The organism is Actinocorallia aurea, assembly GCF_054783995.1.
On record NZ_BAAGPQ010000006.1, the window covers coordinates 12,474 to 37,246 of the forward strand.

The 24,773-nt window shown below is 70.4% G+C and carries 28 protein-coding genes and 1 tRNA gene; 13 read left to right on the forward strand and 16 right to left on the reverse strand.

Annotated features, from left to right (window positions below; all coding sequences use genetic code 11):
- Positions 1 to 8: 8 nt before the first annotated feature.
- The 3 genes from ACYVOM_RS08215 to ACYVOM_RS08225 form a co-directional block, all read right to left on the reverse strand.
- The gene (locus tag ACYVOM_RS08215) at positions 9 to 1,595 is read right to left on the reverse strand and encodes a serine/threonine protein kinase (RefSeq protein ID WP_460302644.1); all 1,587 of its coding nucleotides are present in this window, start codon (positions 1,593 to 1,595) and stop codon (positions 9 to 11) included.
- A 90-nt stretch (positions 1,596 to 1,685) separates the two neighbouring features.
- Positions 1,686 to 2,453, reverse strand: a complete 768-nt coding sequence (gene otsB, locus ACYVOM_RS08220) for a trehalose-phosphatase (protein ID WP_460302645.1) — start codon at positions 2,451 to 2,453, stop codon at positions 1,686 to 1,688.
- 35 nt (positions 2,454 to 2,488) lie between these two features.
- On the reverse strand, positions 2,489 to 2,812 hold the full coding sequence (locus ACYVOM_RS08225) for a DUF3263 domain-containing protein (RefSeq protein WP_460302646.1): 324 nt from the start codon (positions 2,810 to 2,812) through the stop codon (positions 2,489 to 2,491).
- A gap of 498 nt (positions 2,813 to 3,310) precedes the next feature.
- On the opposite strand from ACYVOM_RS08225, the gene ACYVOM_RS08230 reads away from it, so the two are divergent.
- Together ACYVOM_RS08230 and mycP are read left to right on the forward strand one after the other, a co-directional pair.
- A complete protein-coding gene (locus ACYVOM_RS08230) occupies positions 3,311 to 3,838 on the forward strand; it encodes a MarR family winged helix-turn-helix transcriptional regulator (RefSeq protein WP_460302993.1) in 528 nt (175 codons plus the stop codon).
- 73 nt (positions 3,839 to 3,911) lie between these two features.
- The gene (gene mycP / locus ACYVOM_RS08235; RefSeq protein WP_460302647.1) at positions 3,912 to 5,126 is read left to right on the forward strand and encodes a type VII secretion-associated serine protease mycosin; all 1,215 of its coding nucleotides are present in this window, start codon (positions 3,912 to 3,914) and stop codon (positions 5,124 to 5,126) included.
- A 15-nt stretch (positions 5,127 to 5,141) separates the two neighbouring features.
- Here the strand turns inward: mycP and ACYVOM_RS08240 are convergent, their stop codons facing one another.
- On the reverse strand, positions 5,142 to 5,993 hold the full coding sequence (locus ACYVOM_RS08240; RefSeq protein WP_460302648.1) for an SDR family oxidoreductase: 852 nt from the start codon (positions 5,991 to 5,993) through the stop codon (positions 5,142 to 5,144).
- A 77-nt stretch (positions 5,994 to 6,070) separates the two neighbouring features.
- Between ACYVOM_RS08240 and ACYVOM_RS08245 the strand changes: the two genes are divergently transcribed.
- The 4 genes from ACYVOM_RS08245 (at position 6,071) to ACYVOM_RS08260 (ending at position 8,296) form a co-directional block, all read left to right on the forward strand.
- The gene (locus tag ACYVOM_RS08245; protein ID WP_460302649.1) at positions 6,071 to 6,490 is read left to right on the forward strand and encodes an Rrf2 family transcriptional regulator; all 420 of its coding nucleotides are present in this window, start codon (positions 6,071 to 6,073) and stop codon (positions 6,488 to 6,490) included.
- Positions 6,491 to 6,620: 130 nt separating this feature from the next.
- Complete coding sequence (locus ACYVOM_RS08250; protein ID WP_460302650.1) at positions 6,621 to 7,007, forward strand: DUF7144 family membrane protein; 387 nt, start codon at positions 6,621 to 6,623, stop codon at positions 7,005 to 7,007.
- Positions 7,008 to 7,160: 153 nt separating this feature from the next.
- Positions 7,161 to 7,451: a ribosomal protein L7/L12 gene (locus tag ACYVOM_RS08255; RefSeq protein WP_460302651.1), complete on the forward strand. Its 291-nt coding sequence runs from the start codon at positions 7,161 to 7,163 to the stop codon at positions 7,449 to 7,451.
- A 221-nt stretch (positions 7,452 to 7,672) separates the two neighbouring features.
- A complete protein-coding gene (locus ACYVOM_RS08260; protein ID WP_460302652.1) occupies positions 7,673 to 8,296 on the forward strand; it encodes a transposase in 624 nt (207 codons plus the stop codon).
- Here the strand turns inward: ACYVOM_RS08260 and ACYVOM_RS08265 are convergent.
- The gene (locus ACYVOM_RS08265; protein ID WP_460302653.1) at positions 8,263 to 9,063 is read right to left on the reverse strand and encodes a hypothetical protein; all 801 of its coding nucleotides are present in this window, start codon (positions 9,061 to 9,063) and stop codon (positions 8,263 to 8,265) included. The genes ACYVOM_RS08260 and ACYVOM_RS08265 overlap by 34 nt on opposite strands.
- Positions 9,064 to 9,718: 655 nt before the next feature.
- Here ACYVOM_RS08265 and ACYVOM_RS08270 point away from each other — a divergent pair.
- Positions 9,719 to 9,865: a hypothetical protein gene (locus ACYVOM_RS08270; protein ID WP_460302654.1), complete on the forward strand. Its 147-nt coding sequence runs from the start codon at positions 9,719 to 9,721 to the stop codon at positions 9,863 to 9,865.
- 65 nt (positions 9,866 to 9,930) lie between these two features.
- On the opposite strand, the gene ACYVOM_RS08275 is transcribed toward ACYVOM_RS08270, so the two are convergent.
- The 3 genes from ACYVOM_RS08275 to cysS all read right to left on the reverse strand — a co-directional run bounded on the left by ACYVOM_RS08275 (position 9,931) and on the right by cysS (position 12,453).
- Positions 9,931 to 10,004, reverse strand: a tRNA-Thr gene (locus ACYVOM_RS08275).
- Positions 10,005 to 10,028: 24 nt separating this feature from the next.
- Complete coding sequence (rlmB, locus tag ACYVOM_RS08280; RefSeq protein ID WP_460302655.1) at positions 10,029 to 10,970, reverse strand: 23S rRNA (guanosine(2251)-2'-O)-methyltransferase RlmB; 942 nt, start codon at positions 10,968 to 10,970, stop codon at positions 10,029 to 10,031.
- Between the two features lie 88 nt (positions 10,971 to 11,058).
- Positions 11,059 to 12,453 (reverse strand): cysteine--tRNA ligase, encoded by a 1,395-nt coding sequence (gene cysS, locus ACYVOM_RS08285; RefSeq protein WP_460302656.1) that lies wholly within the window; start codon positions 12,451 to 12,453, stop codon positions 11,059 to 11,061.
- Positions 12,454 to 12,648: 195 nt separating this feature from the next.
- Here cysS and ACYVOM_RS08290 point away from each other — a divergent pair, with 195 nt between their 5' ends.
- Positions 12,649 to 13,533, forward strand: a complete 885-nt coding sequence (locus tag ACYVOM_RS08290) for a hypothetical protein (RefSeq protein ID WP_460302657.1) — start codon at positions 12,649 to 12,651, stop codon at positions 13,531 to 13,533.
- A gap of 56 nt (positions 13,534 to 13,589) precedes the next feature.
- Here the strand turns inward: ACYVOM_RS08290 and ispF are convergent, their stop codons facing one another.
- Positions 13,590 to 14,075, reverse strand: coding sequence for a 2-C-methyl-D-erythritol 2,4-cyclodiphosphate synthase (gene ispF, locus ACYVOM_RS08295; protein ID WP_460302658.1), 486 nt, complete (start codon positions 14,073 to 14,075; stop codon positions 13,590 to 13,592).
- A 15-nt stretch (positions 14,076 to 14,090) separates the two neighbouring features.
- On the reverse strand, positions 14,091 to 14,573 hold the full coding sequence (locus ACYVOM_RS08300; RefSeq protein WP_106397345.1) for a CarD family transcriptional regulator: 483 nt from the start codon (positions 14,571 to 14,573) through the stop codon (positions 14,091 to 14,093).
- A gap of 284 nt (positions 14,574 to 14,857) precedes the next feature.
- Here ACYVOM_RS08300 and ACYVOM_RS08305 point away from each other — a divergent pair, with 284 nt between their 5' ends.
- Both ACYVOM_RS08305 and ACYVOM_RS08310 read left to right on the forward strand, forming a co-directional pair.
- Positions 14,858 to 15,565, forward strand: coding sequence for a hypothetical protein (locus ACYVOM_RS08305; protein WP_460302659.1), 708 nt, complete (start codon positions 14,858 to 14,860; stop codon positions 15,563 to 15,565).
- A 170-nt stretch (positions 15,566 to 15,735) separates the two neighbouring features.
- Positions 15,736 to 16,383, forward strand: a complete 648-nt coding sequence (locus ACYVOM_RS08310; protein ID WP_460302660.1) for a copper chaperone PCu(A)C — start codon at positions 15,736 to 15,738, stop codon at positions 16,381 to 16,383.
- 98 nt (positions 16,384 to 16,481) lie between these two features.
- Here ACYVOM_RS08310 and ACYVOM_RS08315 read toward each other — a convergent pair whose 3' ends face one another.
- Complete coding sequence (locus tag ACYVOM_RS08315; protein ID WP_460302661.1) at positions 16,482 to 17,162, reverse strand: response regulator; 681 nt, start codon at positions 17,160 to 17,162, stop codon at positions 16,482 to 16,484.
- The gene (locus ACYVOM_RS08320; RefSeq protein WP_460302662.1) at positions 17,159 to 18,343 is read right to left on the reverse strand and encodes a sensor histidine kinase; all 1,185 of its coding nucleotides are present in this window, start codon (positions 18,341 to 18,343) and stop codon (positions 17,159 to 17,161) included. The genes ACYVOM_RS08315 and ACYVOM_RS08320 overlap by 4 nt, the downstream gene beginning before the upstream one ends.
- Positions 18,344 to 18,527: 184 nt before the next feature.
- Here ACYVOM_RS08320 and phoU point away from each other — a divergent pair, with 184 nt between their 5' ends.
- Positions 18,528 to 19,193, forward strand: coding sequence for a phosphate signaling complex protein PhoU (gene phoU / locus ACYVOM_RS08325; protein ID WP_460302663.1), 666 nt, complete (start codon positions 18,528 to 18,530; stop codon positions 19,191 to 19,193).
- Between the two features lie 67 nt (positions 19,194 to 19,260).
- Here the strand turns inward: phoU and ACYVOM_RS08330 are convergent, their stop codons facing one another.
- From ACYVOM_RS08330 to mshA, 3 genes are read right to left on the reverse strand one after another with little or no spacing between them, the layout of a single operon-like run.
- Positions 19,261 to 20,007 (reverse strand): phosphoglyceromutase, encoded by a 747-nt coding sequence (locus tag ACYVOM_RS08330; protein WP_460302664.1) that lies wholly within the window; start codon positions 20,005 to 20,007, stop codon positions 19,261 to 19,263.
- Between the two features lie 44 nt (positions 20,008 to 20,051).
- Complete coding sequence (locus tag ACYVOM_RS08335; RefSeq protein WP_460302665.1) at positions 20,052 to 20,540, reverse strand: type III secretion system chaperone family protein; 489 nt, start codon at positions 20,538 to 20,540, stop codon at positions 20,052 to 20,054.
- Positions 20,537 to 21,784: a D-inositol-3-phosphate glycosyltransferase gene (mshA, locus tag ACYVOM_RS08340; RefSeq protein ID WP_460302666.1), complete on the reverse strand. Its 1,248-nt coding sequence runs from the start codon at positions 21,782 to 21,784 to the stop codon at positions 20,537 to 20,539. Before mshA ends, ACYVOM_RS08335 begins: the two co-directional genes overlap by 4 nt.
- A gap of 136 nt (positions 21,785 to 21,920) precedes the next feature.
- Between mshA and ACYVOM_RS08345 the strand changes: the two genes are divergently transcribed.
- Together ACYVOM_RS08345 and ACYVOM_RS08350 are read left to right on the forward strand one after the other, a co-directional pair.
- Positions 21,921 to 22,685 (forward strand): SDR family NAD(P)-dependent oxidoreductase, encoded by a 765-nt coding sequence (locus ACYVOM_RS08345; RefSeq protein ID WP_460302667.1) that lies wholly within the window; start codon positions 21,921 to 21,923, stop codon positions 22,683 to 22,685.
- A 97-nt stretch (positions 22,686 to 22,782) separates the two neighbouring features.
- On the forward strand, positions 22,783 to 23,862 hold the full coding sequence (locus ACYVOM_RS08350) for a hypothetical protein (RefSeq protein ID WP_460302668.1): 1,080 nt from the start codon (positions 22,783 to 22,785) through the stop codon (positions 23,860 to 23,862).
- Positions 23,863 to 23,913: 51 nt separating this feature from the next.
- Here ACYVOM_RS08350 and ACYVOM_RS08355 read toward each other — a convergent pair whose 3' ends face one another.
- A complete protein-coding gene (locus ACYVOM_RS08355; protein ID WP_460302669.1) occupies positions 23,914 to 24,729 on the reverse strand; it encodes a class I SAM-dependent methyltransferase in 816 nt (271 codons plus the stop codon).
- Positions 24,730 to 24,773 lie beyond the last annotated feature (44 nt).

Sequence of the window (24,773 nt, forward strand, 5' to 3'; positions counted from 1 at the left end):
GCGCCGCCCTATCCGGGGAACTCAATGTGCCGTGCCTTTCGGTCCTGGAAGAACCGGACCTGCCACACGTAGATGCCGAGGTCGGCGGCCTTGACGTCCTCCGCCACCGGATCCTTCGTCCGGATCCTGAGCAGGTAGGACGCCCCCGGGGCCATGTACTCGTCGCCGTCGACCATCTGGGGCGCCTCCGAGCCGTCCAGGAGCGCCTTCAGGATCGTCTCGTTGTCCACCGTGCACCGGGACGAGGGCGCGCCCGCCTGCTCCATGCACGCGACGCCCTTCGGCGCCTTGTCGCGCTCGATGAACAGGTCGCCCGGGAACTCCATGGGCACCGGCTGCTCTTGGGTGTTGGCGATGAAGTAGTCGGCGTAGGCGTACTTCTTCCCGTCGACCTCCTCGGTGCCTCCGCCCACCGCACCGATCGTGTACGTGTAGTCGTCGGTGCTGCGCAGCTCCACCACGGGGCCCGACTCCGGGCGCGCCTGCGAGGTCGCGCCGCCCGTCGCCATCACCGAGGGGCTCGGCGGCTCCGGATCCTGCTCCCCGCCGCCGCCCGACATCACCACGATGGCCGCGACCGCCGCGGCGGCCACCGCCATCACCCCGCCGACGACGCCGTAGCGCACCGAGTTCTTGCGGCGGGCCGCCGCGCGTTCGATCGCCCGCAGCTCCGTGCGCGAGACCGTCGGGTTCGAGCGGCTCGACACCGCCGCGCGCTCGCGGGCCGGCGGGCGGGCCGCCGCGGACGCCGCCGGCGCCGGGAAGGGGTCGTCGGAGCGGCCCGTGCCGATGAGGTCGAAGAGCAGCTGCTCGGCCGTCGGCCGCGCCGCGGGGTCCTTGGCCAGGCACGCCTCGGCCAGCTCGCGCAGCCCGCCGGTGAGCGCGCCGAGATCCGGCTCGGTGTGCAGGATCCGGTTGATCACCACCGAGATCGAGTCGTTGCCGAACGGCGGCTCCCCGCAGGAGGCGTACACCAGCGTCGAGGCCCAGGCGAACACGTCCACCGGCCGATCGACGGGCGCGCGGGCGAACTGCTCGGGCGCCATGTAGGCGGGAGTGCCGAGGGGTCCGCCGCCGGTGGACAGGGACGCCGTCGTGAGGTCCAGGGCGCGGGCCACACCGAAGTCGATGACCCGCGGGCCGTCCGGGCCGAGGATCACGTTCGACGGCTTGAAGTCGCGGTGGACGACCCCCGCCTTGTGGATGGCCACCAGGGCCGTCGCGGTGCCGATCGCCAGCCGGTTGAGCTGGGACCCGGCGCGCGGCCCCCACTCCTCGACCGTCCGCTTCAGCGACAGGCCGTGGATGTACTCGCTCGCGATGTAGGGGACGTCGCCCTCGACGTCGGCGGTGAGGATGCGCGCGGTGCAGAACGGGTCGACCTTCTGCGCGGCCTGGAGCTCGTGGGCGAATGCCGAGCGCGCCCGGCTGTCGCCGTTGAACCTGGTGTGCAGGCGCTTGACCGCGACCTGCTCTCCGGACGGCGACACGGCGAGGTAGACGACGCCCTGGCCGCCTTCCCCGAGTCGTCCGACGAGCCGGTAAGGGCCGAGCTGCACGGGGTCGCCGGGCCTGAGTGAATGGGCCTCGGGCATGACCGTCCCCTCATCGTGATCCACAGGTGGGTTGGGCGAAAACCCTAGAACCACGGCGCGGCTAAGGCCAGTTCGCGAGATTTCCTCACATTATGGTATTTCGTTGCAAAGCTCCCGCAAGAGGGCCACGACCCCCGCGGGGCCGTCCACGACGACGTCCGCCCGCTCGGCCAGGGCCGCGACCTCCTCGGATCCGCTGCACACCTTGACCGCGGGCAGGCCCAGCGCGTCCGCCGCGGCGAAGGCGGCGAGATCGCCGAGGTCGTCGCCCGCCACCAGCACCGAGCCCGCGCCGACCTCCTCGGCGAACGACGTCAGCGCCTTGCCCTTGTCCATGCCCGGCGGACGCAGCTCCAGGACGAGCCTTCCCGGCTCGATCACCAGCCCCGTCTTCTCCGCCAGCGCCTCAAGGATCGAACGCAGCCTCTCCAGCGCCACCTCGGGCTCCGCCGCACGCCGCGTATGGACGGCCAAGGCGTGCCCCTTGTCTTCGACGCTGACGCCCTCGGGCGCCTTCGCGAGCAGAAGCGGGAGCTTCGCCCTCGCCTCGGCCACCCCAGGATGCTCCGGCGGCGTCGACAGGCTCCCGCCCGACCACCGCTCAAGGCCGTACTGGCCGAGCACCGTCAGGTTCGGGACGTCGGCGAGACCGCCGTACTCCACGGCGATCGAGGCGGGCCTGCCGGTGATGACGACGACGGCGCGCACCTTCGGCGCGAGCTCGCGCAGCACCGGAGCCGTCTCCGGCAGCGCACGGGCCTGCGTCGGATCGGGGACGATGGGGGCGAGCGTGCCGTCGAAGTCGAGGGCGACGAGCGCTTCGCCGGGGGCTTTGAGGAGCGGGGCGAGTACGGTCACCCCGCCAGTCTCTCAGAGCGCAGCCGCCCGCGTCGTCACGGATTGAAACCGTAGCGGCGCGCAGCGCGCTGGCGCTGGCGCTGGGCCCGGATCCGGCGCAGCCGCTTCACCAGCATCGGATCGTGCACCAGCGCCTCCTGCCGGTCGATCAGCAGGTTCAGCAACTGGTAGTAGCGGGTCGCGGACATGTCGAAGGTCTCGCGGATCGCCTGCTCCTTGGCGCCCGCGTGCTTCCACCACTGGCGCTCGAAGGCCAGGATCCGGCGATCGCGGTCGGACAGCAGACCATCGGGGAACGCGCGCAGGTCGTCCGCGTCGCGGACACCGGGCTCCTCGTCGGGGACGTCGGCCGCAGTCATCAGGTCCCTTTCGATGGATTCTGATCCCGGCTGTCCGGGTTAGGCGGGGACCTCACTCTAGCGGGGTACACCAAGGCGTGGCGGCCATTCTGGCCGTCCCTCTACGCGGTTATCGGCACGTGGATATCTGCTTTTCCTCCCTTCCCTCAGCCCCCGCTGACACCTCCCGCACCAGCCCGCCCATCCAGGCCCTGACCTGCGGTGTTCCCCGAAAAAGCCGAGAAATCCCGGGTTCTTCGATCAGTTCCCGCGCGCTTCGCGACCGGGGCCGGTGTGAGCAGGACGTTCGCGCCGCGTCGGCTCGCGGCTCTCGGCACGCGTCGAGCGTGGGCGCCCACGACCCGCCGCACCCGCCGAGGTTCGACCGCCGACGACGGACTCCGCGAAAGTCCTCCACACGGTGACGTGAGACCGTGTGCACCATACATTTTTCCTTCCAACCGCCGGACGGACCTGACGGACTGCGTGGATCCTTGCGAACCGCAGGAAAGGGATGTGATGGAGACCGTGGCCCACGACCCCCTCCTCTCCCAGATCGGCACGTCGCTCTTCCGGCTGCGCCGGGTGTGGGCGCGTCCCGACCTCATGAAGAAGGTCGGCGCGCAGCATCCGGGCGCCCGCCCCCTCCAACTGTCCAACCTCATGGTGGTGAGCGCGGTCGGCAGGCTCGGCGACGCGGGCGGCGAGGTCACGATCGGCGCGGTCGCCGAGCGGCTCGAGGTCGACCCGTCCACCGCCTCCCGGCTGGTCGGGCACGCCATAGACGCGGGCTTCGTCTCGCGCCGGGCCTCCGCGTCGGACGCCCGGCGGGCCGACCTGCGGCTGACCGAGGCCGGAAGGCGGGTGCTCGACTCGGCGGAGAGGCACCGCGCGGCCTATCTCGCCGAGATCATGCGCGCCTGGCCGGAATCAGACAGGGTGGAGTTCGCCCGGCTCCTCACCGCCTTCGCCGACGCCATCTCCGGCGATCCGATGGACCCGTCCCGGATCTCCGAGATCTTCACCGAGGCGGAGAGCGGTGAGTGACCATCGATTCACCCGGAGTCGCCGACTCCGCCATGGCACAATGTCCCGGTCCGCAACGTAAAGGAGGACGGGCATGCGGCTGCGCGCGTTGTCGGTCGGCATCGCCCTGCTCCTGACCGCGCCCGGCGCGCTCACCCCGCTGCCCGCGCACGCCGACGAGATCCGCGCCCGACAGTGGGTCATCGCCAAGCTCGGGCTGTCCAAGGCCTGGACGCTGGCCAAAGGCGACAACGTCACCGTCGCCGTCCTGGACACCGGGGTCGACCCCGGGCATCCCGACCTCGTCGGCAAGGTCACCACCGGGCCCGACTACACCGGCCACAGCACCACCGCCGACAGCCCGTTCTGGGCGCTGCACGGCACCGCCATGGCCGGGATCATCGCCGGAAACGGGCACGGCAAGAACCGCTCGTCCGGGGTGAAGGGCGTCGCGCCCGCCGCGGGCATCCTCTCGATCAAGGTGACGTGGGAGAACAAGGACCCCGCCCGCGACCGCGAGAAGTACCGCGACCTCAACAAGGACGCGATGGCCAAGGCGATCCGGTACGCGGTCGACCACGGCGCCGACGTCATCAACATGTCGCTCGGCGGCGGCAAGACCGACTACACGGGCAGCGAGACCGAGATGGAGGCCGTCGACTACGCGCTGTCCAAGGGCGTCGTCCTCATCGCCTCGATGGGCAACGACGGGGCGGGGCAGAACCGGCGCAACTTCCCCGCCGCCTACGAGGGCGTCATCGCGGTCGGCGCCGTCGACCGCTCGTTCCGGCCCTGGTCCGACAGCAACCACAACCCGTGGATCAGCCTCGCCGCGCCCGGCGTGGGCATCGTCACGACCCAGCCGGACAACGCCTACGCCACCGACGACGGCACCAGCGCGTCCGCGGCGATCGTGGCGGGCGTCGCGGCGCTGCTGCGGTCCCGCTTCCCCGACCTGACCCCCGCGCAGATCCGCGCGGCGCTGGAAGCGGGCACCACCCACCGGCCGAAGGCGGGCCACAGCGACCGGGTCGGCGCGGGCGTCGTCCACGCGTGGCGCGCCATGCGCGCCGCCCAGCAGACCGCGAAGGAGACGGGCTCGCGCATCGTCCCCCTGAACGGCCAGGACATCGACGACGCGGCCCTCGGCGAGACGGCGGCCCCGGACGCCACCACCACCTCGGCCGGCGGCCACGCCACGGGCTCCCCCGCCCTCGCCTTCGCCATCCTCGTCGTGGGCGGCCTGTTCGTCGTCATCGGCCTGGCCGTCGCCTGGCGCAACCGCCGCCGCCCCCGCCCTGCCCCCTGACGGCGCGGGCCGGCCTCACAGAGCGTCGCGGAGCACCTCGGTGAAGTGGACGGGAGCACGGCCCAGCAGGTCGGCCAGGTCGCCGGAGTCGGTGTAGAGGTCGCCGCGGAACTGGCCCTCGTCCAGCGAGGCGACGAAGCCCGCGGTCTCCGCGTCGAGCCCCGCGCCCTTCAGCACCTCGACCAGCTCCCCGACCGTGACGTCCCGGTAGACGACCTCCTTGCCCGACGCCTCGGACAGCGCGCGGGCGAACTCCCCGAGGGTGAACGGGGCGCCTCCGAGCTCGTAGATGACGTTCTCGGCAGTGCCCGTCAGGGCCGCGGCGGCCGCGTCGGCGAAGTCGGCGCGCGCCGCGGTGGAGGCGGGACGGTTCCCCGTGGCGCCCACGATCTCGCCGGTCGCGAGCGCCGCCGGGACCTTGGCGAGGTAGACCTCGGTGTAGAAGCCGTTGCGCAGCAGGACGTAGGGCAGGCCCGAGTTCCGGATCGCGTCCTCGGTCGCCAGGTGGTCGGGGGCCAGCACCAGCGCGCTCGACGCGGCGCGCAGCACGCTCGTGTAGGCGATCCGGCTTACGCCCGCCGCCTTGGCCGCCGCGATGACGTTGCGGTGCCCCTGGACCCGGGTGCCCAGTTCGTTCCCGGAGACGAGGAGCAGCCTGTCGACGCCGGCGAGCGCGTCCGTCAGGGTCTCGGGCCTGTCGTAGTCGCCCTGGCGCACGACCACGCCGAGTTCGCGGAGGTCGGCGGCGTTCTCGGGCGTCCGCGCGATCGCCACGACGTCCGCCGGCGGCACCCCGCGGCCCAGGAGCGCGCGCACGACCAGCCGTCCGAGATGCCCGGTGGCTCCGGTGACGCCATAGGTGGTCATGGAAGATCCTCTTTTCTGTAACCACGACGAGTACAGATCAAACTGTATCAGCGGCGGTTACAGATACAATGTCGGATATGGCGCAGGCGACGAACACCCGGTTCTCCGTCGCGGTCCACCTGGCGACGCTCCTCGCGGGCCGCCCCGGCGAACTCGTCGACTCCGGCGAACTCGCCGTCAGCCCCGCGACGAACCCCGTCCACGTCCGCCGCGTCCTCGGCAGCCTCCGCACGGCGGGCCTCGTGCACTCCCACGCCGGACCGCGCGGCGGCTGGGCCCTCTCCCGCCCGCCCGAGTCCCTCACCCTCGCCGACATCTGGACCGCCATCAACGCCGACGACCCCGTCCTCGGCGTCCACCTGCCCGCGCCCGGATGCCCCGTCGGCCGTGCGGTGACCACCCACCTGCACGCCCAGGACACCCTGGCCCGGCAGGCCCTCCTTGACTCCCTGGCGCGCACCACCATCGCCGACCTGCTGGCTCCGGCCGCACCCTGAGCGCAGCTCCCCATTTCCCGGTCAAGCCCCGGCCAAGGTTGACCTTCACGGCAATTCACAACGAATCACCTGGGAATCCTCTGCGTTACCGCGGCGCCACGGGACCGCGGTAACGCACCAGGGGGTTCACGTGAGCACACGGCAGGCCACCGCGACGGGATTCGTCCTCTTCGCCGCCATTCTGATGATCCTGAACGGGGTCTGGGGCGCCATCGTCGGGCTCGCGGCCATCATCAAGCAGGAGTTCTTCGTCGTCGCCCCGAACTACGTCTACAAGTTCAGCACGACGGGCTGGGGCTGGATCCACCTCATCATCGGGCTCCTGCTCATCGCCCTGGCCCTGGCCCTGATCGCCGGACAGCCCTGGGCCCGCTGGCCCGTCCTTGCCCTCGCCGTCCTCCAGGCCATAGCCCAGTTCTTCTTCCTCCCCTACTACCCCTGGTGGTCCGCCCTCATCATCATCCTCGACATCATCATCATCTGGGCCCTCCTCACCTGGCGCCCCGAAGAACTCTGAGCCCGCCCGTGCCGGCCGGCCAGGCCCCGCACCTGGCCGGCCGCACCCCGGGCAAGCCCCACCGGCCCGACCGCAGAACGGCCCGCCCCGCTCCAGGTCCTCGGGTACCCCGAACCCTGGCAGGCGGATCGCGGATGTCGTTAGGTTCTGGGGATGGCCGACTTCCTGATCCCCCTGGTCCTGGTCTTCGTCATCCCCGTGCTCTGGTCGATGGACGCCCGCCTGCGCCGGGTGGAGCGGACCCTGCAGCGCCTCACCCGCCGACTCGACCTGCTGATCGTCCACCAGGGCGCCGAAGCCCCCGCACCGGACGGCATGGCCGAGGTCGACCTCCTCCTGGCCCAGGGAAAGAAGATCCAGGCCATCAAGCGCTACCGCGAACTCACCGGCGCCCCCCTGGCCGACGCCAAGAAGGCCGTCGAACACCGCGAAACCACCCGATGACGGACCTTCGGTGAAGGCCATGATGGCGGGTCCGACTACGACGACCTGTCCGACACCATCTTCCTAGAGCAGCACGGCAGCACCTTCGTGCTCATGGGTTTCGACCCCGCGACCGCCGAGGAAGAGACCTTGCTCCGACTCAGCCAGGACGCCACCGTCCACTCGGTCTTCTGGACGATCAACAACGGCCGCGAGCCCCGTACGGGGCTCCACACAAACCCATGCGGGACGTCAGCGCATCCGATGAACTGCGCGCTAACAATCAGCCATGCGTTCCTGGCCTAGGCCGCTCCCGGGGCGGGCTGACAAGCAAGACGCACCTGGTCGTCGAAGGCCGCGGCCCGCCGATGGCGGTGCTGGTCACGCGCGGGTACGTCAACGACTCGAGCGTGTTCGAGACGCTCATGGCCCGTATTCGCATCCGTTGCCCTGGCGCCGGGCTGCCTCGCACGAGACCGGAGACGCTTCTTACCAACAAGGGCCACGCAGCCCGACGCATCCGCCTCCACCTGTGCAGACGCGGCGTCAAGCCAGTGATCCCACACCGCCGGGGCCAGCGCGCCAACCGCCTGCGCAAGGCAGCCGAGGCGGACGGCCACCTTCCTGCGACACCAGCCTCTACCGCAACCAGGTCGAGCGCTGCTTCAACCGCCTCAAGCAATGGCGCGCCATCGCCACCCGCTACGGCTGGCCAACCGATACCAAGCAGGCATCCTGCTGGCCAGCCTCATCCTCTGGACCCGCGAATAATCAGACAGGTCTTAGTGACCGTCATCACCTCCCCCGCCCGAGAGCCGAGTGGAACGCGGCTTCAAGGTACGAACAGATCGCACCTGGGCGGCTGAAAAAGCTGACAATCATAAGCGGTCTCGTATTCGGCGAGGCCACGTATCCGGCCCGGGTTGAGGAATGGCTTCCCGTCCGTGCCGCCATCCGCGCGTACCGTCATCCGCTCGGACCGTCCCTCTGTTTCGACATCCACCACGAGCTGCCACTCGATCGCGTCTGTGCTGCTCAGCGCGAAAATCTCGAAGGTGATGGGCTCCTCCCGTTCAAGGCCAACGGTCTTCACATCGAAGTACGGCCTGCCCGCCTTGCCGAACTCGTCCAAGGCCAGCAGCCGCGATTCCCCGGAGTCGAGGACGAGGACACCCCCCTCGACCGGTCCTCCTCCTCCGCGGAAATTCAGCACAGCCGATCCGGAGGGCGATGGTCGGCGGGCCAGGATCTCCGCGGCGATCTGAGTGATGCGCAGCCGGGTGGTCCGCAACCCCGTAAAAGTGATCTTGAATCTGGTTCGAGAGGTATCGCAGGCCGAGGTGAGGCACTCGGCTCCTACCCGCAATGCCCCGTGCCGTTCCGCGAAGTCCACGATCTCCTGGCTTCCGCCTGACGGATGCTTCAGTTCCTTCGCGGCGCTCGAAGACAGCGGATTCTCGAAAAGGAAGACGGAATCCGTGTCGATGTCCCACGAGCTTTCCAGGGACACCCGCAAGGGAGGACCCTGCCGACCCCGTTCGGCCTCCGCCTGGCGATTCCGTTCCTCCTGCGCGGGAGCGAGGTAGTAGGCCGCCCAGAGAGTTCCGGCAGCGATCACGACCGGCACCAGCACCGTCGCGACGAAATAGCCGCCGATCTTCCTCCAGTCCCGACCTCGGCGTGGCTCACCGCGCGAATCCGCAGTGTGTGCCGCGTCGATGGGCGGGCGAGGGCCTCCGGGCGGACCCGCCCCGGTATCCGCGACACCGGGATGGGGCGGTACCCATCGCCGCTGCGGATCCGATAGGCCCCCGGGCCCCGAAGACGGCGGCTTCCAGGCATCGTCCTCATTCGGTTGACCGGCCACGCCCTCATGATCCAGCGCCCCGTTCGACCTGAGCAACCCCTTCACCGGTTCCGGACCAACAACCCCGAGACCGGGCAGTCCTCCCCGCCCACCCTCTCAACACGCCAGACAAAACCCAGGGCCGTGATCGATTCTCCGATCACGGCCCTGAACTGGTCGGGGTGGCGGGATTCGGACCCACTCGGGGTATCACCGCTGACGGCGTCGGCTATCGCTGGACGGTACGTCGGAAAATGACCTACTGCCAGGGCAACGCGTGGGGTCCGCTCACCTTCGCCGTGAAGCACGCGAAACGGGTGGGCAGCGTTCTGGCGGTCTTCGTGCCCTGTGCTCACCCGCTGAGCTGGATGGGCGGCCGGTCGATGACGGTCCGGCCGGCTCTCGTCTCCTCCGCCTGCATGACCTTCGGCACGTCCACGCGATGCTCTTGGTCGCCGGGGTCTCCGTCCACATGGTGGCCGCGCGGCTCGGCCACGCTGATCCGGCCCTCCGCGTCTACGCTCACGTGATCAACGCGCGGCTCTCGGAGGCCGCCGACGCCTTCGCGCGGCTCGTCGACGACGAATGAGCCGCTGTTAGCAACCCTGTTAGCAAAGAGGCCCCCTCCGGCATCGGAGGGGGCCTTTGACCACGAGCCCCGTATCGGATTCGAACCGATGACCTGCTGTTTACAAGACAGCTGCTCTGGCCGGCTGAGCTAACGAGGCGTTGTGGGGGGCATCTTAGCCGAATCAGGCGTGGCGTTGGCGGGCGATCTCGTAGAGGGCGATGCCGGCGGCGACGCCGGCGTTGAGGGACTCGGCGTGGCCGAACATGGGGATGTGGGCGAGGATGTCGCAGCTGTCGCCCACGAGGCGGCCCAGGCCCTTGCCTTCGGAGCCCACGACGAGGACGAAGGGGCCGTCAGAGGCCGGGAGGGCGGCGATCGAGGTGCCGCCGTGGGCGTCGAGGCCCGCGACGAAGCAGCCCGCCTCCTGGTAGGCCTTGAGCTGGCGGGTGAGGTTCGTGCAGCGGGCGACCGGGGTGGTGGCCAGGGTGCCGGCGCTGGTCTTCCAGGCGCCCGCGTTGATGCCGGCGCTGCGCCGCTCCGGCAGCAGGATGCCGGTCGCGCCGAAGGCGGTGGCCGAGCGGACGATCGCGCCGAGGTTGCGTGCGTCGGTGATGCCGTCGAGGGCGACGATCAGCGGGGCGGTGCCGCTCAGCAGCTCGTCGGGGTGGGCGTAGCGGTAGGGCTTCACCTGGAGGGCGAGGCCCTGGTGGACGGCCCGGTCGGTGAGGCGGTCGAGTTCGGGCTTGCCGCACTCGATCAGCGGAATGCCCTTGTCGGCGGCGATCTTGACGGCCTCGCGGACCCGCTCGTCGCTGTCCGGCATGTAGTACAGGGTGGTTCCCGGCACACCCTCGCGCAGGGCCTCCAGCACGGGGTTGCGGCCGTGCACGAGCTCTGGCGCGTCGGGCCGGCGCGTGGCGGCCGGGGTGCGGCCCTGGGCGGCGCCGCCCTGCCGGTCGTCCCGGCCGGGGGCCGGACGGGCACCCGGCTTGCGCGGGCCGAAGGTCTTGGTGCCGGTGCGGGAAGAGTTCTTGACGTTGCGCGCCTTGACGCGCTTGCCGTGCCAGTGCCGGTCCTCGGCCTTGGCGGTGACGCTCGGGCCCTTCTTGCCCTTCTTGGTCATCCTCGGCTGCCTTTCCCACAGAAAAAAACCACGTGAACCACAAGCGTAAGCGACCCGGAGCATCGCTCCGGGCCGCCTGTGGAAAACCCTAGCCCCGCTTGATGTCGTACCGGGGCCCCTGCGGGGTGTCCTCGACCACGATCCCGGCCTCGGCGAGGCCGTCGCGGATCGCGTCGGCCGCCGCCCAGTCCTTGCGGCCGCGGGCCGCCTGGCGCTGCCCGAGGACGACCCGCACGAGCGCGTCGACGACCGGGCGCAGGTCGGCGCCGCCGGCGGACGCGCTCCACTCCAGCGGGTCGATTCCGAGGACCGAGGCCATCGCGCGGACCTCGGCGGCGGCCTCCGCGGCCGCCTCGACGTCCCCGGCCGCCAGCGCGCTGTTGCCCGCCCGGACGGTCTCGTGCAGGACGGCGAGCGCCTGCGGGACGCCCAGGTCGTCGTCCAACGCCTCGACGAACGCCGCGGGGAGGTCCGCGGAGATCTTGACGTCGCCCAGGGTCTCGGCGGCCCTGACGAGGAAGCCCTCGATCCGCTGGTAGGCGGTGGCGGCGTCCTCAAGGGCGCCGGGCGTGTAGTCGATCGTCGAGCGGTAGTGCGCCGAGACGAGGAAGTACCGGGCCTCGACGGGCCTGACCTGCCCGAGCAGGTCGTCCAGGTAGACCACGTTCCCGATGGACTTGCTCATCTTCGCACCTTCGATGGTGAGAAGACCGTTGTGCATCCAGTACCGCGCGAACCCGTCGCCCGCCGCCTTGGCCTGCGCGATCTCGTTCTCGTGGTGCGGGAAGACCAGGTCGACGCCGCCGCCGTGGATGTCGAACGTCTCGCCGAGGTACTTGGTGGCCATGGCCGAGCACTCCAGGTGCCAGCCGGGACGGCCGGGCCCCCACGGGGTCTCCCAGGACGGCTCGCCGGGCTTGGCGCCCTTCCACAAGGCGAAGTCGCGGTGGTCGTGCTTGAGGTCCTCGTTCGGGGTGTCCCCCGCCGAGCGCATGTTCTCCAGCTTCTGGTTGGAGAGGCTGCCGTAGTGATCCGCCCAGGACACGACGTCGAAGTAGACGTCGTTCCCCGCGCTGTAGGCGTGCCCGCGCTCGATGAGCCGCCGCATGAGGACGATCATCTCCGGGACGTGTCCGGTGGCGCGGGGCTCGATGGTGGGCGGAAGGCAGCCGAGTGTCTCGTAGCCCTTGTTGAAGATCCGCTGGTTGCCTTCGGCGACGGCGAACCAAGGCCGACCGGAGTCTTCGGCCACCGCGAGGATCTTGTCGTCGATGTCGGTGACGTTCCGGACGAAGGTGACCTCGTAGCCGGAGCGGATCAGCCAGCGGACGAGCTGGTCGTAGATCACGCCGGAGCGCAGGTGGCCGATGTGCGGCGCGGCCTGCGGGGTGGCGCCGCAGACGTACAGCCCGACCCGGCCCGGCTTGAGGGGCTCGAACTCGCGGACGGCACGCGTGCTGGTGTCATAAAGGCGCAGGCTCACGGAAGTCAAGGCTACTAGGGAAGGCGCTCCTTCACAGCGCTAGCGCCGTGAAGGAGCGGATCCCGCCGGGGCCGGGAATCTCACGGACGGAAGCCTCCGTGGAGAGGCCGCGGGCGCATATGCGTCCTCAGGGGTCGCGCGGGGCGGCAAGCCGGGTCAAGATTGTCTCTCACGCCGTCTTCCCCCCGAGGCACCATGACCACCGCTCTGACGCCCGCCCAGCGCGCGTTCACGATTCTGAGCTTCCTCGCCGTCGCCGGGCTCACCGCCGGGGCGTTCGTCCTGTCTTACGACGATCTGCGGCTGCTGGCCGAGACCGGGCTGAACGGCGAGAACGCCGAGCGCTTCGGCGCCTATTACCCGATGGTCTACGACGGGCTCATCGCCACGACGATGCTGGCGCTCTTCACGGCCCGCCACGCGCCGTGGTGGGCCAGGTGGATCAGGTGGATCCTGCTCTACGCCCTGATCGGCGGCGCGATCGCCGCGTCGGTCCAGAACGTGCTGAAGGGCTTCGCCGCGATCGACGGCACCGCGCTGGAGGCCGGGGTCGCCTCGGCCCCCTGGATCGCGGCGCTCCTGGCGACGTGGCTCTGGCTCTCGATGTTCCGGCACGTGCGCGCGGGCCGGCGGAGCCGCAAGGCCCCGCAGACCCCTCCGGATCCCGAGCCCGCGCCGCAGCCCGACTTCTCCCTCGACGGGATCACGCCGGCGCAGCCGATGCGGCTGCCCACCGCGGCGGACTTCCCGAACCCGTACCTCGACGCCTACCCCCACCCGGTGGCCGGGCAGGCCGAGCCGATCGAGATGGCCGAGCAGATCGAGCAGTACGACGAGCCCGAAGACGAGCCGGAGCCTTCGGGTCCGCCTCCGCTCCCCCTGCCCGTCGCAGCCGAACCCGTCCGTCCGCCGTCGGCCCTGCCCACCGATGTGAAGCTCGTAGGGCGGCCCGCCAAGACGGACACGCCTCCAGAGGGCGCAAGGACGGATCTCGACGAGTGGGCCGCTTACGGGGGCGATGACTGGGACCCGCCTTCGGGCACCCTGCGCAGCGGCCCCACGCCGCCCGAAAAGGGCTGACGCGCGGGGCCCGGTGTCTCAGACGGTCCCGCCACGTCGGCGCGGGAGGAGTCGGGTCAGCGCGGGAAGATCAGTGCCGTGGCGATGGCGGCGATGCCCTCGCCGCGGCCGGTCAGCCCGAGGCCGTCGGTGGTGGTCGCCGAGACGCTGACCGCGGCGCCGTCCAGGACGGCGCTCAGCGTCTTCTCCGCCTCCGCGCGCCGCTTGCCGATCTTCGGCCGGTTCCCGATGACCTGGATCGCGACGTTGCCGATCTCGTAGCCGGCCTCGCGCACGAGCCGGTGCACCTCGGTGAGCAGGACGGCCCCGGACGCCCCGTGCCAGCGCGGGTCGGACGTGCCGAAGACCGCGCCGAGGTCGCCGAGTCCCGCGGCGCCGAGCAGCGCGTCGCAGGCCGCGTGCGCGGCGACGTCGCCGTCGGAGTGCCCTTCGATCCCGTCGCCCTCGCCGGGCCATTCCAGCCCGGCCACCCAGAGCGGCCTACCGGATGCGAAAGGGTGGACGTCGGTACCGACGCCCACCCTTGGATGTTGAGATGTCATGCAGACAAGCGTGCCCTACCCGGCGAGGACCTCGTCCAGCAGCGCCTCGGCCTTGTCCTCGTTCGTCTTCTCCGCGAGCGCGAGCTCACTGACGAGGATCTGCCGAGCCTTGGCGAGCATCCGCTTCTCCCCCGCCGACAGGCCGCGCTCCTTGTCGCGCCGCCAGAGGTCGCGGACTACTTCGGCGACCTTGTTGACGTCACCGGACGCCAACTTCTCCAGGTTCGCCTTGTACCGCCGAGACCAGTTGGTGGGCTCCTCGGTGTACGGGGCGCGCAGCACCTCGAACACCTTCTCCAGGCCTTCCTGGCCGACCACATCCCGGACCCCGACCAACTCGGCGTTGTCCGCGGGGACGCGTACTGTAAGGTCCCCCTTGTCGACCTTCAGCACCAGGTAGGTCTTGTCCTCACCCTTGATGGTGCGAGTCTCGATGGCTTCGATCCGAGCAGCCCCATGGTGGGGGTAGACGACGGTGTCGCCGACCGTGAAAGTCATGTGACAAGTACCCCTTCCGCTAGGCACAAGCCTACCACGCGCTTCCCACTGAACGCACGGGCCAACCGTACATTTCCGCAGGTCACGCCATTAATTGGGGTCTTGACAAACCTTCGGACCGGTGCAAGCACCCGCCCCGGACTCATTGTTCTACCCAGGGGAAACGTCTTCGCAACCTCTGCGCAACACCTGCTCGCGCACCGCGAAACCGATATTCCGATCTTGCCGGAAAAAGCGATACTGGAAAGGGACGCGTGATCGGCGCCGCGGAGGCGAGGTGCGGCATGAGGCATGACGACGACGACTACGGCCTGCCCCATGTCCACGTGGTCGTCCCCGACGACGCCCGTGAGCTGGACGAGGACGTGGCCGCCTGGCGGCGCGAGGAGAAGGCCCGCCTGCGCAGGGCCCGCTGGGCGCGGCTCACGAAACCCTTCCGGAGCTGGGGCCTCGCGCTGCCCGTCACCGTCCTGGTGCTGCTCGTGGCCGTCCTCAGCGGCGTCATGATGACCTTCTTCGGCCCGCGGGCGCCCCGCCAGACCTCCCCCGGCCAGTTCTTCACGCGCACTTCCGCGGCGCCCGGTTCGCCGGGCGGGCCGCTGCCTTCCGCGGAGCTGGCGGTGAATGGCACCCCGGTGCGCAGCGCCGACATGAGGCCCGCGTTGATCGCGATCATTCCCCGCGCGTGCGACTGCGACGCGGCCCTGCGCGGACTCGACGGCATCGCCGACGCCACTTCCGTACGGATCTATTTCCTGGCGGACCGCCGCACGACAGGTGAATCGGTCAAGAAGGCCAATGCGGATCTCCAGAAGATCTCCGTTCGCACGACCGGTTCCGGGGCGTTCATTGTCGACGATTCCACTGATCTTCTCCCACGTACCTATGAAGCGCACGGACTGACAGTTCTCGTGGTGAAGGCGAACGGCGCCGTCGGACAGATCATGCGGGACATGCGAACGCCCCCCGAACCCTCGCTCGTCCGCTTCTGAGGCCTTCCTCACCGTCGCGTGGCCACAGGGCCCACCAGGCGCGGGATCGGACGGAGATCGCCGGAGCACCCCCGGTCCGTAGCACCGGCGAGCGGTCGCTACGATGCGTGCGGACCCACGATCGAACATGCACCCGAGGGTGTGTGCACCAACCGAGGAGACGCGTCGCCGTGATCCGCAAAGTCGCCCCGCTGGCCCTGGCCGGTTCTCTCGCCTTGGCCGGGTGCGGTGCCGGAACCGAGGCCCAGAGCGTGAAGCCGAGCCGCCTCACCGACGGCGTCAACATCTCGCAGGGCGGCCTGGACGTGCGCAACATGTTCGTCCTCGGCCCGGTCCCCGGCACGCCGTCGGCGCCCGGCGTCGACCTCCCGCTGTACGGCACGCTGATCAACAACACCGCCAAGGAGTCCGACGCGCTGACGTCGGTCACCGCGGCCGGCGGCTTCGTCCAGTCCGCCGAGGTCGGCGGCGGTTCGATCGCGCTGCCCGCGCACACCGCGGTCCGCCTCGGCGGCCCGCAGACCTCGGTCGTCCTCAAGGGCACGAGCGCCAAGCTGTTCGGCGGCGAGAGCGTCAAGCTCACGCTGACCTTCTCCGGCGCCCCGCAGATCACCGTGACGGTCCCGGTCGTGCCCTCCGTCGGCGAGTACGCCACGCTGGCCCCGGCCCCCGCGGCGACCCCCACAGGCTCGGCCACCCCCACCGGCACCCCGACGGCCCCGGCCACCGGCGGCATCGAGGGCACCCCGGCGTCCAACCCCAAGCCGACCAAGACCCCGAAGACCGCCAAGCCGACGAACGAGACGTCCGAGCACTGAGCGGCCCCCAGAGACACCGAAAGGCCCCCGGCTTCCGCCGGGGGCCTTTCCTGTCGTCCCAGTGATGCCACGCCCCCGCGAGGGACGTGGAGCGCCGCTCAGGGCTCGAACTTGTAGCCGAGGCCGCGCACGGTGACGATGTAGCGGGGAGTCGAGGGCGCCGGCTCGATCTTCGCCCGGAGCCGCTTGACGTGGACGTCGAGGGTCTTGGTGTCGCCGACGTAGTCCGCGCCCCAGACCCGGTCGATCAACTGCATGCGGGTGAGGACGCGTCCGGCGTTGCGCAGCAGCACCTCGAGGAGCTCGAACTCCTTCAGGGGAAGCTGGACGATCTCGCCGCCGACGCTCACTATGTGGCGTTCCACGTCCATGCGGACGGGACCTGCCTCCAGCGCCGCCGGGACGATCTCCTCGACATCGCCCTGCCGGCGCAGCACGGCCCTGATCCTGGCGACCAGCTCACGTGATGAGAACGGCTTGGTGACGTAGTCGTCGGCGCCCAGCTCCAGGCCGACGACCTTGTCGACCTCGCTGTCCTTGGCCGTCAGCATGATGACGGGGACGCTGGAGCGGGAGCGCAGTTCGCGGCAGACCTCGGTGCCGGGCAGCCCCGGCAGCATCAGGTCGAGCAGGACGAGGTCTGCGCCGTTGCGGTCGAAGGCCTCCAGCGCGTCCGGCCCGGTGGCGGCCACGGCCACCTCGAAGCCCTCCTTGCGGAGCATGTACGACAGGGCGTCGCTGAACGACTCCTCGTCCTCCACGACAAGTACACGGGTCACGGATTGTCCTCCCGGACTGACTGATCTAGGGATCGGGGGTGTTCCCGCAGGGGGAGCCGGAGAGTGAAGGTCGATCCGGAGCCCTCCTTGCTCCAGACGATCACCTCGCCGCCGTGCTTGGTGGCGACGTGCTTGACGATGGCGAGGCCGAGTCCGGTGCCCCCGGTCTGGCGGGAGCGGGCGGGGTCGACGCGGTAGAACCGCTCGAAGATCCGCTCCAGTTCCCGTTCGGGGATGCCGATGCCCTGGTCGGACACGCTGATCTCGGCGTAGGGGCGGCCCTCCTCGGCCGGGTCCCCCATGACGGTCCTGGTGGTGATCGCGACCTTCGTCCGTTCCGGACTGTAGGCGATCGCGTTGTCCACCAGGTTCTTCAGTGCCATCACCAAGAGTTCCTCGTCACCCTGGACGGTCAGGTCCGGGGCGACGGCGACGCTGAGGTCGATCTCGCGGGCCTCCGCGGCGAGAGTGGCGCGGTCCACGGCGTCGGCGACGATGTCCTCGACGTCCACCGGCTCCTCCTGCGCGAGAGGCTCCTCCCCCTGGACGTGGGAGAGGGTGATGAGGTCCTGGACGAGGCTGGAGAGCCGCGCGGCCTCAAGTTGCATCCGGCCGGCGAAGCGGCGGACCGCGTCCTGGTCCTCGGCGGCGTCCTGGACGGTCTCGGCCAGCAGCAGGAGCGCCCCGACCGGTGTCTTCAGCTCGTGGCTGACATTGGCGGAGAAGTCGCGGCGGATCGACTCGACGCGCCGCATCTCGGTGAGGTCTTCGGCGAGCACGAGGACGAGGCCGCCGGAGCCGAGCGGCGCGACCCGGACGGCGAACCAGCGGGAGTCGGCGACGCCGACCTGCACCTCGGCCTCGCGGATCTCGCCGTCGCGGCGGACCCGCCGGGCGAGCGCGAGGATCTCGTCGACCATGAGGCGGTCGCCGCTGACCATGCCGAAGGCGCGCGCGGCCGAGGAGGCGCGCAGCACCTTGTCGTCGGTGTCGAGGACGACGGCGGAGGAGGGGAGTACGTTGAGGACGGAGGCGACGCCGGGGGGCAGGACCACGGCGGGGGCCTGCGGCTGCTCGCCGCGGCCTTGGGCGAGTTCGGTCCAGCGGATGGCCAGGCCCGTCACCAGTCCGCCGGTCAAGCCGACGAAACCGGCGAGTCCGACGGCCAGTTCGACATTCACAACTGGATGTTAGGTCCCGAAGACGATGCCCTTGCACTACCGGGGGTACCCGGACGGTCGCGTTCGCCCAATGTTCACCTCTACCTATGACTCAGTTCATGACCGACATGTTCGATGTGTCGCGGGAACAACCCAGCACATAGGGTTTCACCCAAAGTGATCGAACGAACACAAGGGACCGACTTTGCGCGACGCTTACCATGAGGAACTCGACGGGATCTCCCACGACCTGGTGGAGATGACCCGGCTGGTCCGTTCCGCCATGGCGCGGGCGACCACGGCTCTGCTCGACGCCGACGCCAGGCTGGCCGAAGAGGTCATCAGCGGCGACAAGGCGGTCAACAAGATCGAAGCCGACATCGAGAGCACCGTCTTCGACCTGATGGCCCGCCAGCAGCCCGTCGCGGGCGACCTGCGGACCCTGATCACCTCCCTGCGCATGGCCGCGGACCTGGAGCGGATGGGCGACCTCGCGGCGCACATCGCCAAGACCGCGCGCCGCCGCCACCCCGAGTCGTGCATCCCGCCGGAGCTGCACGCCAACGTCCTGGAGATGGGGCAGATCGCCGAGCGGATGGTCGCCAAGGCCGGCAGCGTCATCGCGTCCCAGGACGTGGCGATGGGCCTGGAACTGGAGGCCGACGACGACGCGATGGACAAGCTGCACAGCAGGCTGTTCAAGATCCTGCTCTCCCCGAAGTGGAAGCACGGGGTCGAGAAGGCCGTCGACATCACCCTCGCGGGCCGGTACTTCGAGCGGTTCGCCGACCACGCGGTGCACGTCGCCGAGGACGTCGTCTACCTGGTGACCGGCCAGAAGGCCGAGGAGATCGTGGACGAGTTCAACTGACCCGCCGCAGCAAAGCCCGAGGGGCCGCACGGACATCCGTGCGGCCCCTCGGGCGTCTTGACGCTCGTTACTTCTTGCCCTGGTTCTTGACGGCCTCGATGGCGGCCTTGGCGGCGGCCGGGTCGAGGTACTCGCCGCCGCGCTTGCGCGGGACGAAGTCGGCGTCGAGCTCGTACTTGAGCGGGATGCCCGTCGGGATGTTCAGCTCGGAGATCTCGTCGTCGGGGATGTCGTCGAGGTGCTTGACGAGGGCGCGCAGCGAGTTGCCGTGCGCGGTCACCAGGACGGTGCGGCCCGCGGCGAGGTCGGGGACGATCGCGTCGTACCAGTACGGCAGGAGGCGGTCGACGACGTCGGCCAGGCATTCGGTGCGCGGGACCAGCTCCGAGGGGAGCGAGCCGTAGCGCAGGTCGCCCACCTGGGACAGCGGGTCGCCGTCGGCGATGGGCGGCGGCGGGGTGTCGTAGGAGCGGCGCCAGGTCTTGAACTGCTCGGGGCCGAACTCCTCCAGCGTCTGGGCCTTGTTCTTGCCCTGGAGCGCGCCGTAGTGGCGCTCGTTCAGCCGCCAGGAGCGGCGGACGGGCAGCCACAGGAGGTCGGCGGCGTCCAGCGCGATGTTCGCGGTCCGGATCGCGCGCTTGAGGAGGGAGGTGTGCAGGACGTCGGGGGTGAGATCGGCGTCGAGCAGCAGCTCGCCGGCCGCCGCGGCCTCGCTCTCGCCCTTGGCGGACAGATCCACGTCCACCCAGCCCGTGAACAGGTTCTCCGCGTTCCACACGCTCTCGCCATGCCGGAGCAAAACCAGGGTAGCCATGGGGGAGATCCTACCGAGGGGCCCGCGCGGACTCCTCCAGGAGGTCAGCGGTTGCCGGGGGCGGCGAACCGGGCGAACGCCTGGAGGTTGGTCAGGGACTCGCCGCGCGAGACGCGCCAGTCCCATTCCTTCTGGATCGAGGTCTTGAAGCCGAGCTCCAGGGCGCGGTCGAAGTTCTCGTCGCTGTAGGCGAGGGCGCAGCCGAGGAGCCTGTCGAGCTCGTCGGCGTCGACGGCCTTGAGCGGGATCTTTCCGACGAGGTACACGTCGCCCGCCTCGTCCAGCGTGAACGCGAGGCCGTACATCTTGCCGTTCTTCTCCAGCAGCCACCGGTAGAAGACCGCGTGGTTCTCATCGGGCTTGCGGCAGAAGAAGGCCTCCACGTGCAGGCTGTAGGCCCCCACGATGAGCCACACCATGGTGGCCAGCTTGTGCTCGCCCGGCAGCCGGACAAGGAAGGCGCCTTCCTTGGGCTGCTCGTAGGTCAGCTCGGACTCGTCGAGGACCGCCTTGATCGTCTCTGCGGTGGTCATGCGCACACCCGTTCGTTCACGACGCTGTTGTACACCCGCAGGAGGCGGTCCGCGGTGGCGTCCCAGCCGAAAACGCGCGCGTGCCTTACCGCGCCTTGCCCCAGCCGTTCACGGAGATGGGGCTCGTCGTACAGGTGCTCCAAGACCCTTGCGTAGTCCTCGGGGTCGTGGCCTTGGACGAGGACTCCCGAGATCCCGTCTCCGACGGCCGTGCGCAGCCCGCCCACGGCGGACGCGACGACCGGCGTCCCGCACGCCTGGGACTCCACGGCGACGAGGCCGAAGGTCTCGTTGTGCGAGGGCACCACGGTGACGTCGGCGGCGCGGTACCACTCGGCGAGGCCTTCCTGGCGGGTCGGCGGCTCGAACCGCACGACGTCGCTCAGGCCGAGGGAGGCGGCGAGCTTCTGGAGGCTCTCAGGGCGCTCCTTGCCCGTCCCGGAGGGGCCGCCGACGATCGCGACGACGAGCCTGGTGCGCAGGTCGGGACGGCGCTCAAGGAGCCGGGCCGCAGCCTTCACGAGGACGTCGGGCGCCTTCAGCGGCTGGATACGGCCGACGAACAGCAGCAGGTAGGCGTCGGCCGGTACGCCCAGGCGCTCACGGGCCTCCGCCCTGCCTCCCGGGGTGAACACCTCGAGGTTGACGCCCGGCGCGACGGTCTGGACGCGCTCGGGAAGGGCTCCGTAGAGATCGACCAGCTCACGCGCCTCGTCGGAGGTGTTGGCGACCAGCTCGTGGGCGTCCGCGACGATCTGCTCCTCGCCGGTCACCCTGAGGGCCGGTTCGGGCGTGTCGCCCTCGGCCAGGCTCAGGTTCTTCACCTTGGCGAGGGTGTGCATCGAGTGCACCAGCGGCACGCCCCAGCGGTGCGCGGCCACCCAGCCCGGCTGGCCCGAGAGCCAGTAGTGGGAGTGCACGAGGTCGTAGTGGCCGGGGTCGTGGGCCGCCTCGGCGCGCAGCAGGCCCGAGGTGAAGGAGCACAGCTGGCGGGGCAGCTCGGTCTTGTCGAGTTCCTCGAACGGCCCGGCCTGGACGTTGCGCACGAGCACGCCGGGGGCCAGCTCGACGACCGGCGGAAGAGCCCGGGAGGTCGCGCGCGTGAAGATGTCGACCTGCACGCCCCGCTCCGCGAGCCGTTTCGCGGTCTCCACGATGTAGACGTTCATGCCCCCGGCGTCGCCCGTGCCGGGCTGGTCCAGGGGTGACGTGTGCACGGAGAGCGTCGCGACCCGGTTGATCACGAGACCTCGCTTTGCTCGGGGAAAGGGAACCAAATGTTGAACCTACCGATCTGCCTGACTTGTTCCCCACACCGCCCACCCCGACCGGCCCCCTCCCCGGCGCTCGCGCGAAGACCGCCGCCGCGAGAATGGACCCATGCGAAAGACAGCAGTGATCACCGGAGCCAGCAGCGGCATCGGGGCGGCGACCGCCCGCAGGCTCGCCGCCGAAGGCTTCAACATCGTCGCGGCGGCCCGGCGCCGCGACCGCCTCGACGCCCTGGTGAAGGAGATCGAGGACGCCGACCCGGCAGGGCGCCGCGGGTTCGTCGAGGCGGTGACCCTGGACGTGACCTCGGAGGAGTCCGTCGCGGAACTGGCCGCCCGCCTTCCGGAGTGCCACGTCCTGATCAACAACGCGGGCGGCGCGCACGGCACCGAGAAGGTCGCCGACGCCAGGACCGAGGACTGGCGGGTCATGTACGACACCAACGTCCTCGGGCTCATGCGGGTCACCCGGGCCCTGCTGCCGAAGCTCATCGCCTCCGGCGCCGGACATGTGGTGAACATCACCTCGCTCGCCGCCCATGTGCCCTACGAGGGCGGCGGCGGCTACGTGGCGGCCAAGCACGCCGCGGCGGCGGTGAACGACATCCTGCGGCTCGAACTCGTCGACCGGCCCGTCCGGATCACCGAGGTGGCCCCGGGCATGGTGAAGACCGAGGAGTTCTCCCTGGTGCGCCTGCGGGGCGACCAGAGCGCCGCCGACAACGTCTACCAGGGCGTCGCCGAGCCGCTCGTGGCCGAGGACGTCGCCGACTGCGTCGCCTGGGCGGTCACCCGGCCGGAGCACGTGAACATCGACAGGATCGACGTCCAGCCCCGCGCCCAGGCCGCCCCGTACAAGATCCACCGCGACTAGCCGAAGGCCCCCGTCCAGGCACTCGCTTCCCTTACGTCCCGCTGACGGCTCCTCTAGGGTGATGCGCACTCCCATCCCCCTAGAGGAGATCCGTCTCATGCGCCGTCTCTCCGTCGCCGTCTCCGCCGTGCTCGCGGGGGCGCTGCTCGCCCCGCAGGGCGCCACCGCCGAGCCGGCCGCAAGGAAGCCGTCCTGGAAGAACGTCACGGGCGCGGCCTTCAAGACGTCCGGGAACCTTCTCGCCGTGGCGGCGGTGAACAAGAAGACCGCCTTCGCGATCAACGAGAACGGGCGGCCGTTCCACTGGAACGGCAAGAAGTGGACCGTGAAGAAGGGCGCAGGCAAGTTCCGGCCCACCGCGATGGCCGCGTCCGGGCCGAACAAGGCGTGGGCCGTGGGGCTGTCCGGCGCGACGCCCGTCGCCATCCACTGGAACGGCAAGTCCTGGAAGCGGGTCGCCTACCCGGGCGCGAACCTCGGCCCGATCGCCGTGCCGCTCGTCCCCCTGTCGCTGTCGGCCTCCCCGGACGGCGCCGTCTACTCGGTGGCGGGGCTGAACTCCAAGAACGACGGCCTGAGCGCGGTCCGCAGGTGGGACGGCAAGAAGTTCGTCAACGTGGACGTGGCGGGCGCGGCGGGCGCGTCGCTCACCGCGGTCTCCGTGCGCAGCTCCAAGGACGTCTGGCTGGCCGGGACGACGACCGCGAACGGCACCCAGGCCGTCGCCACGGTCCTGCGGCTGGTCGACGGGCAGTGGAAGGCCGTCAAGGCCCCGGGAGGCTCCTGGGGCGTCATCGGGCAGCCGCACAACATCGTCCAGGACCTCGCGGTCACCGGGCCGGGCAAGGTGTGGGCGATCCGCGCGCAGAACGGCGGCGGCCTCCTGCGCTTCGACGGGACGAAGTGGAGCGAGGCGAGCACCCCGCTCATCTCGCACTACGCGCTCACCCCCGACGGCGGCTCCGGCGCCTGGACGATCCCGTCGCCCGGCAGCGGAGGCAAGGGCTCGCTCTACCTGCACTGGACGGGCAGGTGGACGAACGTGAAGGGCCCGCAGCGCAAGGCCGACACCCAGATCCACGACCTCGTCCGCATCCCGGGCACCCAGCAGGTGATCGCGGTCGGCGGGGTCGCCGGGAAGAACAAGAACCTGCCGATCGTCGAGATCTACCGCTGACGCTGCGATCTACGGGTGACGCAGCGATCCACCCCGGATCGGGATCCGCCCTCAGCGGCGGGGCGAGAGCGCGTCCCAGGGCAGCGTCACCTCGCCCAGCCTCCAGCGGCGCACGCCCCCGTACGGGGGGCGGGTGAGGACGGGCCACGTACGCCGGATCTGCTCGACGGTCGCCAGCCAGCGCTGCCTCGGCCCGAACACCGACTGCGGGGCTGCGGTCGCCCACGCGCGGTCCATGTCCGTCAGGAACGCGTGGACCGCCTCGCCGGGCACGTTGCGGTGGATGAGCGTCTTGGGCAGCCGCTCGGCCAGCGCCGACGGCTTCGGGAGATGGGCGACCGCGGCGGCGAAGGTGATCGTCGCGGGCCCCTCCTTGCGGAGCGCCACCCAGACGTGCCTTCGGCCGATCTCGTCGCAGGTGCCCTCCACGAGGGTGCCTCCGGGGGCCAGCCGCTCCCGCAGGCGGTCCCACGTCTGCCAGGCGGCTTCCTCGTCGTACTGGCGGAGCACGTTCGCGGCCCGGACGAGGTCGGGCGGCCGGTCCACGGGCAGTTCGAAGCCTCCGCGGGCGAAGGACAGGCCGGGATAGGCGTCCTGCCTGCCTTCGAGGAACCTTCGGGCCGCATCCACCCGGTCCTGGGCGATCTCCAGGCCGACGACCCGGACGTCGGGCCTGACCCTCCGCAGGCGCGTGTACAGCTCCACGGCCGTCACGGGCGAGGCCCCGTATCCGAGGTCCACCACGAGCGGCGCGGGCGGCAGCGGGACCGTGGCGGCCGTCCAGAGGTCCTGCCGACGGAGCCGGTTGGGGTTGGTCGTCCCCCGCGTCAGCTCCCCCTCGGGCCTCCGCACCCGCTCCGCGCACACCCGATCCACGGTAGGGGCTCCGCCGGACCGCTCCGGCCGCCTCA

Excerpts from the sequence above, each read along its gene's own strand:
- ACYVOM_RS08215 (WP_460302644.1), bottom strand. The coding sequence starts at position 1,595 with ATGCCCGAGGCCCATTCACTCAGGCCCGGCGACCCCGTGCAGCTCGGC.
- ACYVOM_RS08225 (WP_460302646.1), bottom strand. The coding sequence starts at position 2,812 with ATGACTGCGGCCGACGTCCCCGACGAGGAGCCCGGTGTCCGCGACGCG.
- ACYVOM_RS08230 (WP_460302993.1), top strand. The coding sequence starts at position 3,311 with ATGGAGACCGTGGCCCACGACCCCCTCCTCTCCCAGATCGGCACGTCG.
- mycP (WP_460302647.1), top strand. The coding sequence starts at position 3,912 with ATGCGGCTGCGCGCGTTGTCGGTCGGCATCGCCCTGCTCCTGACCGCG.
- ACYVOM_RS08240 (WP_460302648.1), bottom strand. The coding sequence starts at position 5,993 with ATGACCACCTATGGCGTCACCGGAGCCACCGGGCATCTCGGACGGCTG.
- ACYVOM_RS08245 (WP_460302649.1), top strand. The coding sequence starts at position 6,071 with ATGGCGCAGGCGACGAACACCCGGTTCTCCGTCGCGGTCCACCTGGCG.
- ACYVOM_RS08255 (WP_460302651.1), top strand. The coding sequence starts at position 7,161 with ATGGCCGACTTCCTGATCCCCCTGGTCCTGGTCTTCGTCATCCCCGTG.
- ACYVOM_RS08260 (WP_460302652.1), top strand. The coding sequence starts at position 7,673 with ATGCGGGACGTCAGCGCATCCGATGAACTGCGCGCTAACAATCAGCCA.
- ACYVOM_RS08270 (WP_460302654.1), top strand. The coding sequence starts at position 9,719 with ATGCTCTTGGTCGCCGGGGTCTCCGTCCACATGGTGGCCGCGCGGCTC.
- rlmB (WP_460302655.1), bottom strand. The coding sequence starts at position 10,970 with ATGACCAAGAAGGGCAAGAAGGGCCCGAGCGTCACCGCCAAGGCCGAG.
- ACYVOM_RS08290 (WP_460302657.1), top strand. The coding sequence starts at position 12,649 with ATGACCACCGCTCTGACGCCCGCCCAGCGCGCGTTCACGATTCTGAGC.
- ispF (WP_460302658.1), bottom strand. The coding sequence starts at position 14,075 with ATGACATCTCAACATCCAAGGGTGGGCGTCGGTACCGACGTCCACCCT.
- ACYVOM_RS08300 (WP_106397345.1), bottom strand. The coding sequence starts at position 14,573 with ATGACTTTCACGGTCGGCGACACCGTCGTCTACCCCCACCATGGGGCT.
- ACYVOM_RS08305 (WP_460302659.1), top strand. The coding sequence starts at position 14,858 with ATGAGGCATGACGACGACGACTACGGCCTGCCCCATGTCCACGTGGTC.
- ACYVOM_RS08330 (WP_460302664.1), bottom strand. The coding sequence starts at position 20,007 with ATGGCTACCCTGGTTTTGCTCCGGCATGGCGAGAGCGTGTGGAACGCG.
- ACYVOM_RS08335 (WP_460302665.1), bottom strand. The coding sequence starts at position 20,540 with ATGACCACCGCAGAGACGATCAAGGCGGTCCTCGACGAGTCCGAGCTG.
- ACYVOM_RS08345 (WP_460302667.1), top strand. The coding sequence starts at position 21,921 with ATGCGAAAGACAGCAGTGATCACCGGAGCCAGCAGCGGCATCGGGGCG.
- ACYVOM_RS08350 (WP_460302668.1), top strand. The coding sequence starts at position 22,783 with ATGCGCCGTCTCTCCGTCGCCGTCTCCGCCGTGCTCGCGGGGGCGCTG.